The 10851-nt window shown below is 60.6% G+C and carries 6 protein-coding genes; all 6 read left to right on the forward strand.

What is annotated here, in order from left to right; translation table 11 throughout:
• The first annotated feature begins 97 nt into the window (after nucleotides 1-97).
• The gene (locus tag HQL76_14640; protein MBF0110402.1) at nucleotides 98-6055 is read left to right on the forward strand and encodes an SDR family NAD(P)-dependent oxidoreductase; all 5958 of its coding nucleotides are present in this window, start codon (nucleotides 98-100) and stop codon (nucleotides 6053-6055) included.
• Between the two features lie 19 nt (nucleotides 6056-6074).
• A complete protein-coding gene (locus HQL76_14645) occupies nucleotides 6075-6962 on the forward strand; it encodes a hypothetical protein (protein MBF0110403.1) in 888 nt (295 codons plus the stop codon).
• A gap of 7 nt (nucleotides 6963-6969) precedes the next feature.
• Nucleotides 6970-8457, forward strand: coding sequence for a hypothetical protein (locus HQL76_14650; protein MBF0110404.1), 1488 nt, complete (start codon nucleotides 6970-6972; stop codon nucleotides 8455-8457).
• A gap of 4 nt (nucleotides 8458-8461) precedes the next feature.
• Nucleotides 8462-9226: a class I SAM-dependent methyltransferase gene (locus HQL76_14655; protein ID MBF0110405.1), complete on the forward strand. Its 765-nt coding sequence runs from the start codon at nucleotides 8462-8464 to the stop codon at nucleotides 9224-9226.
• A 157-nt stretch (nucleotides 9227-9383) separates the two neighbouring features.
• A complete protein-coding gene (locus HQL76_14660) occupies nucleotides 9384-9641 on the forward strand; it encodes a hypothetical protein (GenBank protein ID MBF0110406.1) in 258 nt (85 codons plus the stop codon).
• Between the two features lie 69 nt (nucleotides 9642-9710).
• The gene (locus HQL76_14665) at nucleotides 9711-10721 is read left to right on the forward strand and encodes an NAD-dependent epimerase/dehydratase family protein (protein ID MBF0110407.1); all 1011 of its coding nucleotides are present in this window, start codon (nucleotides 9711-9713) and stop codon (nucleotides 10719-10721) included.
• The last annotated feature ends 130 nt before the right edge of the window (nucleotides 10722-10851 follow it).

Consider the following 10851-nt stretch of genomic DNA (forward strand, 5'->3'; position numbering starts at 1 on the left):
CCTTTCCCTCGGGGAGGACCAACCGTACCGATGCGCCGGACAAACGCGGTTTGTGTTGTCCTGATCCATTCCATCTTCAAGCGGGAAGAACGCGGTCATGCATCATCCAACCAGGACCTGCCCCATTGCCATCGTCGGCATGGCATGCCGATATCCCGACGCGGACAGCGTGGAACAACTCTTCGAGAACACCCTTGCGCAACGTCAATCGTTTCGCCGCATTCCCGAGGTCCGAATGTCTTCGGGCTATTTCGATCCCAGTGGCAAGGACATGGATTGCGCGTATGCAACACAAGCGGCACTTCTCAAGGGGTTCGACTTTGATCGTGCATGGTTTCGCGTTTCCCAAAAAAGCCATGAAGTCACCGATCAGACCCACTGGCTGGCATTGACCGTGGCCAGGGAGACCATCGAGGACATCCGCTTTCGCAAAGGCGAAGGTCCGGACAACGAGGCCGTGCGCGTGGTGGTGGGCAACTCCCTGGCCGGAGAATTTTCCAGGGCCCATGTCATGCGCTCACGCTGGCCCTATGTGCGCAACGTGCTGGCGCAACACCTGCGGCACGAACAGCCGCATCTCCACGATGCCGAATTCGCCCGTCTCCTGGGTGACCTCGAAGTCCGATACAAAAGCCCCTTTCCCGTTCCCAACGAGGATTTTCTTGCCGGAGGTTTGTCCAATACCATTGCCGGTCGCATCTGCAACCACTTTAATTTCAAGGGTGGTGGTTACACCGTGGATGGGGCCTGCGCTTCATCATTGCTGGCCGTCACCGATGCCTGTTCGGCACTGGTGGCGGGCGATGCGGACATGGTCCTGGCTGGCGGCGTCGATTTGAGCATCGATCCGTTCGAACTGATCGGCTTTTCCCGTACCGCGGCGTTGGCCCGTGACGAAATGCGGGTCTACGACGTGCAATCCCAGGGATTCTGGCCGGGTGAAGGGTGTGGTTTCGTCGCCTTGATGCGTTACCAGGATGCCCTGAAACAGTGTACCCATATTCATGCCGTCATTCATGGATGGGGCATCTCCTCCGATGGCCGGGGCGGTTTGACACGCCCCGAATCCGAAGGGCAAACGCTGGCCGTGCAGCGTTGCTACCGGCGCTCCGGCTACGGCATCGAGTCGGTGGGCTATTTCGAGGGGCATGGCACCGGGACCAGGGTGGGCGACGCCACCGAACTGAAAACCTTGATCGATGCCCGGAACAACAGTGGCAATCCCATCGAACCGGCCGTGATCAGTTCCATCAAGGCCAACATCGGTCATACCAAGGCGGCCGCAGGGCTGGCCGGATTGTTGCGCACGGTGAAATGTCTCGGCGAACGGATCCTGCCACCAACCACCGCGTGCCGGCAACCACATCCCCTGCTCATCGCCAATCCGCACAACCTTATGCCCGCCAGTCAACCGCGGGAATGGCGGTCCGATGGATTGGAACGCCGCGCCGGGGTCAGCGCCATGGGATTTGGCGGCATCAACAGCCATATCACCCTCGCCGAGGTCCCGGAACCGGTTCGGACCACCGTCCCGATCGTCGGCGAAGGACGGGCGCCACTCGAACGACTGCGCACCTTTCAGGATGTGGAACTGTTTCCGTTCGCGACCGTCCATCGAAAGGATCTGGCACGACTCATCGATCGGGTCGTCCACTTTGCCCATGCCTGTTCCCGATCCGAGTTGACCGACCTGGCGGTCGATCTGGGAAACCGCTTCACCAACGGCGGATTGACCTCATGGAAGGCAGCCGTGGTGGCGGGAACACCCGAGGAGTTGCACAATAAATTAATAATATTAAAAAAAATAATGGAAAATGCCGACGATTCGATCGTTCATCTGTCCGTTGCGGACGGTGTCTTCCTGTCGTCCAATCATGTCCGTGGCCGCATTGGATTGATGTTCTCCGGACAAGGGGCGCCGGCACGCCCGGAAGGCGGTATCCATGCCCGCCGCTTCGATGAGGCCCGGGATTGCTATCGGCAGGCAGCCCTCGATGATTTTCAGGATCGAAGCGATACCGACTTTGCCCAGCCCGCCATCGCCACGGCCTCGCTCGGCGGGCTTGCGCTGTTGCGGCGGCTTGGTCTTCAGGGCGATGTGGCTCTGGGGCACAGCCTGGGTGAGTTGTCGGCCCTGCATTGGGCCGGGTGCATGGAGGCCTCTGAACTGTTGACCATTGCCAGGGCGCGTGGCCGGGCCATGGTGGCGGACCCCCGTACCCATGGAGCCATGGCGGCCCTTGCCGCGGACCGCGAACGAACGATCGCCGCCATCGACGGATACGAAAATCTTCATGTCGCCAATATCAATGCTCCGAGCCAAACGGTGGTTTCCGGTGACCGTCGGGCGGTGGAAACCCTGGTGGACCAGGTGCGGCGCCAGGGAATGAACGCAACCCTGTTGCGCGTGCGCCAGGCGTTCCACACCCCCGCCATGGCCGGTGTCGCCACGATTTTTTCGGATCTGTTGCAGGAGTTTCGGTTTCGCCCCCCGGAACGCACGGTCATCTCCACGGTGACCGGACTGCCACTGCCCAACGATACCGACCTCACCCGCTACCTGGGCGATCAATTGGTGTCCCCGGTGCAGTTCCTGACCGCCGTCACCCAGGCGGCGGGGATGGTGGATCTATTGCTGGAGGTCGGGCCGGGCCAGGTGCTGACCCACCTGGTCAATGGTTTCAGCGATACACCGGCCATCTCCCTGGATGTGGGCGGCGATTCCATGGGACCCTTTCTGCACGCGGTGGCAGCTCTTTTCGTTCTGGGACGCGCCCCACGATTGTCCACGCTTTTCAAGGACCGTTTTGCGCGGCGATTCAATTGGAACTGGAATCCACAATTCCTTAAAAATCCATGTGAATCGATTCCGACACTGCCGGAACGGCTTTCTCTGCCGAAAAATGAAGAGAAAAGCGCCGAAAAAAACGTCACCGGAAAAACAGTCGCCGGAGAACCGGACGCCACTCCAGTGTCCGAACGTCCGACCGACGGCGACACCACCGACCGTCTGCGCCAGATCATTGCCGAACATACCGGCCTTCCACCTTGGACCATCCAGGACAGCAGCCGCATGTTGGCGGATCTTCATCTCAATTCCATCACGGTTGGCGAAATCATCGCGCGACTGGCCGCATCGACGGGCTTGCGGGTTCCCGCGGATCTGACCGAGTTCGCCAACGCAAGCCTTGCCGAAATCACCACGGCGCTTGAACGACGTCCAGGCGCGACCGATCCGCGGATGACCGCCACGACGACGACGCCCCATGGCATCGGCAGCTGGGTTCGTTGTTTTCATGTGGTGCCCGCATCACCCCCCCCCCTGGAAGACAACCCCGTTGTTTCCCAGGGAATCTGGGAAGGATTTGGCAATCGTCTGGCCAGGGAAGAGGCTTTGCTGCGCCGGCTGAACTCCGAACCGCATGGTCACGGCGTGATCCTCTGGCCTGGCGCGTTCCCCGAGGTTGGGACGCTCCCGGTCCTGTTGCAAGGGGCGCAACGTTGCATCGAACGGGCACGGCAGCTTCATGGGTCGTCGATGACTTTTGTCGTGGTCCAGCAAGGTTGGGGCGGCAGTGGTTTCGCCCGCTCCTTTTTCCTGGAACATCCGGACATTCGCACCCTGGTCATCAATCTGCCGCCAACGGAAACCATGGATTCCCCGGCCTGGATCATCCGGGAAATCGATGGCGGGCGATCTGGATTTGGCGAAATGTTGATCGATGAAGCGGGACAACGGACGGAACCTTATCTGAAACCGGTCCCATGGTCGTCCTTCCGGACAACCCGGGAATTGATCGGGGGCCATGACGTGGTCCTGATCACCGGTGGCGGCAAGGGGATTGGCGCCGAATGCGGCCTGCAACTGGCACGGCGAACCGGATGCGCCCTGTTGATTCTGGGACGGTCCGTTCCCCAGACCAGCACGGAACTGTTCAACAACCTGGCACGCCTGCGCATGGCACACCCGCGGATCAGCTACCAACGGGCGGATGTCACCAACGCGGCCCAGGTGGCCGATGCCGTGGCCCGTGGCGTTGCCGAACTGAACGCCCCGGTGACTGCCATGATCCATGGTGCCGGTCTGAACCACCCCTGCCTGGTGACCAACCTGACCATCGCGGACCTGAAGGCCACCCTCGCGCCCAAGATCGACGGATTGGACAATCTTCTGGCCGCCATCGATCCCGGTTCGTTGAAACTTCTGGTCGGCTTCGGCTCGATCATCGCCCGCACCGGCCTTCAGGGAGAGGCGGATTACGCCCTGGCCAACGAATGGTTGGGCCATCGGATCGAACGATTCCAGTCGCTGCATCCGCACTGCCGCTGCCTGGCCATGGAGTGGTCGGTGTGGTCGGGCACTGGCATGGGACAACGTCTTGGCCGTCTCGAAGCGCTGGGAGAACAGGGAATCGCCCCCATCTCCATCGACGATGGCGTCCAGGCGTTTCTGAGGTTGGTCCAAACTCCCGACCTGCCGCCCCGTTTGATCGTGTCCGACCGGTTCGGCAATCCACCGACGGTGGTCCTGGATACGCCACCGTTGCGGCAGTTCCGGTTCATCGACACCGTCCCGGTCTATTATCCGGAAACGGAATTGATCGCCGAATGCCATCTGTCACCGCAATCGGACCCGTACCTCGATGATCATGTCCTCGATGGAGAACGTCTGTTTCCCGCCGTGTTGGCGCTGGAGGCCATGGCGGAAGCGGCAGTGACCCTGATGTGGCGCCAATCACAAGCGGCTGACTTGCGGTTTTTCGCCGTGGTGTTTCGCAAGGCGATCGTGGTCCCGGGATTTCGGGAGAATGGGCCAACCGAACCTCTGACCCTGCGCCTGCTGGCCCTGGCGGATACGGATGGTACGATCCGGCTGGCGATTCGTTGTTCGACCACCGACTTCCAGCTCGACCATGTGGCGGCGCGGTGTACCCTCGGACACGGCGACCGCAGTCACGAAACGGACGAATCGGACATCCCGGAATTGCCAACGGAGGAAATTCGCCCCTTCGATCCGGATCGCGCCCTCTATCGGAACGTGCTTTTTCAGCAGGGGCGGTTCAAGCGCATCCAGGGTTATCGGATGATCGAAGCCCGGCGTTGCAGTGGCCAAATCGCCATCGATGGCGCGACACAGTGGTTTTCCTCTTCTTTTCCCCAGGGATTCCTGCTTGGGGACCCGGGGGCCCGCGATGCGGCGCTCCACGGAATCCAGGCCTGTATTCCGCACAAGGTCGTGATTCCCATCGCGGTGGAAGAGATCGAGATCGGGACCCTGTCACCAGGACGACCTTATCGAATGTATGCCAGGGAGATCGAGGATCGCGGCCATGAACTGGTGAACGATCTGGTCATCTTCGACCGGGATGGCCGGTTGATCGAGCGCTGGCGACGAATCACCATGCGCGTCATGGGTGAACTGCCCGGACTTCGTTTGAACTCTCCCCTGCTCATGGCATCATTCTTCGAACGCCAGGTGGCCGCCGACCTGCCCCAGGCAGGCTTGAAGGTCGCCATCCTGCCGCAGGGCAATGGACAAAAGGAGAGAACCCGCGCCATCGATCCCCATCATCGCCCCGATGGCAAACCGGATCCCGTTGCCGCCGCCAGTTTCCAGTCCATCGCCTACAGCGGTGACTGGAAACTGGCGGTCACGGGCATCGTTCCCCTGGGCTGCGATCTGCAACAGGTCCGCCTGCACGACACCGATCGCTGGCAAAACCTGCTGGGAACCGAAGGGTTGAAACTGGCCCGGGTGATTGCCGAAATGACCCGGGAACGGTTGGATGTCGCGGCAACCCGTGTCTGGACGGCACGCGAAGCCATGAAAAAGGCCGGACTTCCCTCGGGTGCGCCGCTCACGGTGATTCCGGAGGCACATTCCCGGTGGGTGGTTTTTCAATCCGGGGCATCGGCCATCTTCTCGTCACGGGTCGAGGCGGATCGAACCGAGGAAATGTTGTGCGTCACCGTGGCCCTGCGCTCCGAGGCCGGATTGGGACAAAAGCAGCCAGTCCCGGATCGATATTCACCACCGGGGCATCATGTGCAATAACGAAGAAAGACGGTCCGTCATGGACCCGATTCCAAATCTTTTCCAAGAAACGCGCGAAAGGTTGATCGTGTATGCCAACGGCTGTTCCATGACCTATGGCTACGAACTGATCGACGACCCCGAAACCCACGTCTGTCTCGACGACGATTATCGGGAGCGTCATGCCTGGCCGAGTCGCCTGGCCCAACGGCTCGGAGGTGGCCGGGTGATCAACGACAGCACTCCAGGCGGTTCCAACGATCGAATCCTGCGCACCACGATCCGATGGGTGCAGGATTTTCTCGATGCCGAAGGGGCTTCGGGGCGGAAGCGCCTTCTGGTGGTCGTGGGTTGGTCCGATCCCATGCGCCGGGAGTATTTCATCGATGGCCGTTGGCGGCAGGTGATCCCCTATCACGACTATCCCGACCATCCGGCACTGAACCGCCTCAACCAGGCCTATCGCGAGGTGGCGTGGAACGATCACGAGTCGGCCTGCCGCTTCGCCACTCAGGTCTTGGTGTTGCAGGCCTTCCTGCGCCACCATGGCCTCCGGTTTTTGTTTTTCGACGCCTTGAAATCCTGCCAGGAGACGTTTGCCGTGGCCCGGACCGAGGTTGCCCATGTGCGCGCCGTCGATCGGCGGACCTATTTTAATTTTGTCGGCTGCGGCGGCTCCATGGCGGAAATTCTGTCGGTGGCGACCCCACGATGGAAAGGACGCCATCCCGACGAGGAAGGGCATGACCATTGGGCCGGACTTCTGGCCGATTACCTGACCGCGCATTCGTTGCTCGAAGACCTTCCCCTGCCGTCCGCGGAGCCGTCGATGCAAACCCCAGGGAGGATCCCCGGATGGTGGGACCGGTTCCGTGGCCGATGGCGCGCCCGACGGGCCTCCAGGGTCAAACCCTTCATCTATCCGTGACCGGACCATGAAACCATCCCGCGAGGCAACAATCTATGGAATCAGTTGTTTTGGACACGACGCCGGACTGGCGGTGGTTCGTGGTTCGCGCATTTTGTTTGCCGCCCATGCCGAACGCTATTCCGGTCTGAAGAACGATCCCCTTCTCAACGAAGCCCTGCTCCGCGACGCCCTGCAAACGGCGGGGCCTCCCGAGCGCATTGTTTTTCACGAACGCCCCTGGCGGACCCGGCTGCGCCACCTGAGATCGGGACGCCTGCGGGAATTTCTGTCCGGGGCCTCGCCACTGGACCATATTCGCGCCTTCAAGGCCTTGGCCGGCGTTCCCCTGGTCACCGTCGGCCACCACCTGTCCCATGCCGCCGGCGGGTTTTATACCGCGCCCTTCGACGAGGCGGCGATTGTTGTGGCGGACGGAATCGGCGAATGGGATACCCTTTCCGTCTGGCATGGCCGCGACAACCGGCTCAGCCGATTGTTTGTCCAGCGTTACCCCCACAGCCTCGGCCTGTTCTATTCCGCCTTCACCCAGCGTTGCGGCCTCAAGCCCAACGAGGAGGAATTCATCCTCATGGCCATGGCGGCCCTGGGACAACCACGGCATCGGGAATTGATCCTCCGGGAGATCATTCATCCAACGATCCCTCCGGGTTTTCGACTGCGCCGCAACCTCCATCGCGGCCTGGGGGCGTGGCATCCGGAACTGACCGAACCCGAGACGCTGGCTGCAAGCGTTCAAAAGATCGCCGAGGAGGCGCTGCTGGATCTCATGGCCTGGGTCGCCAGAAAAGTTCCCTGTCGCAATCTGGTATTGTCCGGTGGTTTTGCCCTGAATTGCGTCGCCAACGAACGAATCCTGCGCCACGGTTTGTTCGACCGTCTGTGGATCATGCCCAATCCGGGAGACGCCGGCAATGCCCTGGGCGCGGCCCTGGCCCATGACGGGCGACCGGTTGCATGGGAAGGTCCCTACCTGGGCCATGACCTGGCCCGCGATCCCGACCTTGACGGGCTGGTGGCAACCCTGCTCGTGGAGGGCATGGCGGGACTGGCCCATGGACGGGCGGAGTTCGGCCCCAGGGCCTTGGGCAACCGCAGTCTTCTGGCCGACCCTCGCGGTCCGGGGATCAAAGACCGGGTCAACGAAATCAAACGGCGCGAACCGTTCCGACCGTTCGCTCCCGTCATCATGGCCGAGCGGACCGCCGAATTCTTCGACCTGCCCGTGCCCCGTTCCCCCTACATGCAGCTCACGGGCCGCTGCCTTCACCCCCATCGGTTTCCCGCCATCTGCCACGTCGATGGATCGAGCCGGGTGCAGACGGTGGATCGCACCCAGAATCCGACACTCCACCGGTTGTTGGAACGATTCCAGGAACGAACCGGCTGTCCCATGCTGCTCAATACCAGTCTCAACATTAAAGGAAAACCCATGGTCAACGATTGGTCCGACGCACGGCTGTTCCAAAGTGAAACCGGCGTCACGGTTTTTTGAAGCCATGAGAAAAATCGCCATCCCATCCCCACTTGCCCGGACCCTTGACCGGTGGTTGTTCCGACATTTCGGTTACACCCTGCGGCCACGGCCCCATCCGACCCCACCCATCGAACCCTGGCACACCGACAGGGCGTTTCTCGATCTGTGGCGCCGTGTCGCGGACCGCACCCGGGTGGAGCCTCCCAGCGCCTACACATTGCGCCAACTGGTGACCCACAGCCGGGGCCTTGGCGAAAATATCGCCGAGGTCGGCAGTTATCGGGGGGGGTCGGCCTATCTTCTGGCGGTGGATGGCGACCGTCCGGTACATGTTTTCGATACCTTCGCCGGCATGCCGGAAACCGATCCCCGGTGGGATCTGTTCCGCCAGGGCGATTTCGGCGACACCTCGCTTGGCGAAGTGCAAAACTTTCTCGAACCTCTGCCGCATGTCACCCTCCATCCCGGCGTGTTTCCGGAAAGCGCCGGCCCCATCGGCGACAAAAAATTCAGTCTGGTCCATGTGGATGTGGACATCCATCGATCCGTTCTGGATTGTTGTCTCTTCTTCTATCCGCGCCTGGTGCCGGGGGGCGTCCTGGTTTTCGACGATTATGGCTTTCCCAAATGTCCCGGGGCGAAAAAAGCGGTGGACGATTTCTTTCGCGATCTTCCCGAAACACCGCTCTACACCGCCAGCGGACAGGCGATCGTCGTCCGCCATCCTTCAAGCATCCCTGGTTTGCCGGGTTGCGATCACACGGATGCATTCCATTTCCGCAAATGAAAAAAGCATAAAAAAGTAATTGTTTCCCGTGAACGAATGCTTCACAATGAATCTCCATGGCGCCACGACGGACGCACTTTAAATAATTTAAGTTCTCGCGTCGTCAAGGGCATCCGGTTCCCGTGAATGTACGCATTCGAATGCAGGATCCAACATCATGTATGACCAGGAAGATCAAAAGCGCCGGCTCGAAGCCATTCTCCGGATCTTGGACGAACTGCGGGTGCAAACCCAGGATGGCCTGCCAGGCAGTCCCGCCATGGAAGCGTTGATCCGTGAAATCGACAACCTCAACGGTTCCCGGGAGTGGCATGAACGGTTTTCGTTCGTGGATGATGTCGGCAAGCGGGAGCGGGCCTTGAAGGTGTTGCAGGCGCTGGTCGAAAAAGAACGGGAATCGCCAACCTTGCATTGATGCCGCAATCGACGCAATATGGCGCGGCTGGATCCGCTTTTCCCCCAATTTTTTGGAGCGCGTCGAAACATGCGGGAAAAACCCATCGCCCTCGTTACTGGAGGGGCCGGCTTCATCGGCAGTCACATGACCGACCGTCTTCTGAACGACCGGTTCCGGGTTCGTGTCCTGGATAATTTGAGTGGTGGCCGGGAATCCAATCTGGCGCACCATTCCCGAAACCCCGATCTTGTGCTGGAAACAGGCGACATTCGCACCATTGACCCGGGACATGCGTTCTTCAAGGATGTCCGGTGGGTATTTCACTTTGCCGGCATCGGCGACATCGTCCCGTCCATCGAACATCCCGTGGAATACATGGCGACCAACGTTCAAGGGACGGTACGGATCCTGGAGGCGGCCCGGCTGTCGGGAGGGGTCGAACGGTTTGTCTATGCGGCATCCTCGTCCTGTTACGGCCTTGCTGCGACTCCGACCCGGGAAGACTTTCCCATCCAACCCCAATATCCCTACGCCTTGAGCAAATATCTGGGAGAACTGGCCGTTCTGCACTGGGGCAAGGTCTATGGGCTGCCCGTCAATTCCCTGCGCATTTTCAACGCCTATGGTCCCCGGGTCCGGACGACCGGGGCTTATGGGGCGGTTTTTGGCGTCTTCTTCCGCCAGAAACTGGCGGGAAAACCGTTCACCGTGGTGGGAGATGGCACCCAGAGTCGGGATTTCATCTTTGTCACCGACGTGGCGGAAGCCTTCTTCCAGACTGCCATGAAGGGACTCGCCGGCGAAATCTACAATGTCGGCGCCGACAATCCGCAAACCATTCTCCGCCTGGTCGAGCTTTTGGAGGGTGTGGTCGAATTCGTACCCAAACGCCCCGGAGAGCCTGACTGCACCTGGGCCGACATCGAAAAAATCAAGCGCCATCTCGGATGGCGTCCCAAGGTCGATTTCGCCACCGGGGTTGCCACCATGCTCCAGGGGATCGAACACTGGCGGGATGCTCCGTTGTGGGATGCCGCGAGCATTGCCCGGGCCACCCGAACCTGGTTTGAATTCATGGAGCCTGGCACGGGTTTGTAGTTCTACTTTGTCTGAACATTTACTCCCAACTGCCCAGGTACCCCCCGGGTTTAATTATTGAAAGAAAAAAGGGGTCTGGGGGATTGCTCCCAGGGTTTTGATTTTGTTTTTCCACGCGCCCTTTCACCCG

Source organism: Magnetococcales bacterium (genome assembly GCA_015228815.1).
Taxonomy (GTDB): domain Bacteria; phylum Pseudomonadota; class Magnetococcia; order Magnetococcales; family UBA8363; genus UBA8363.

Excerpts from the sequence above, each read along its gene's own strand:
- HQL76_14665 (MBF0110407.1), top strand. The coding sequence starts at position 9,711 with ATGCGGGAAAAACCCATCGCCCTCGTTACTGGAGGGGCCGGCTTCATC.
- HQL76_14645 (MBF0110403.1), top strand. The coding sequence starts at position 6,075 with ATGGACCCGATTCCAAATCTTTTCCAAGAAACGCGCGAAAGGTTGATC.
- HQL76_14650 (MBF0110404.1), top strand. The coding sequence starts at position 6,970 with ATGAAACCATCCCGCGAGGCAACAATCTATGGAATCAGTTGTTTTGGA.
- HQL76_14655 (MBF0110405.1), top strand. The coding sequence starts at position 8,462 with ATGAGAAAAATCGCCATCCCATCCCCACTTGCCCGGACCCTTGACCGG.
- HQL76_14660 (MBF0110406.1), top strand. The coding sequence starts at position 9,384 with ATGTATGACCAGGAAGATCAAAAGCGCCGGCTCGAAGCCATTCTCCGG.
- HQL76_14640 (MBF0110402.1), top strand. The coding sequence starts at position 98 with ATGCATCATCCAACCAGGACCTGCCCCATTGCCATCGTCGGCATGGCA.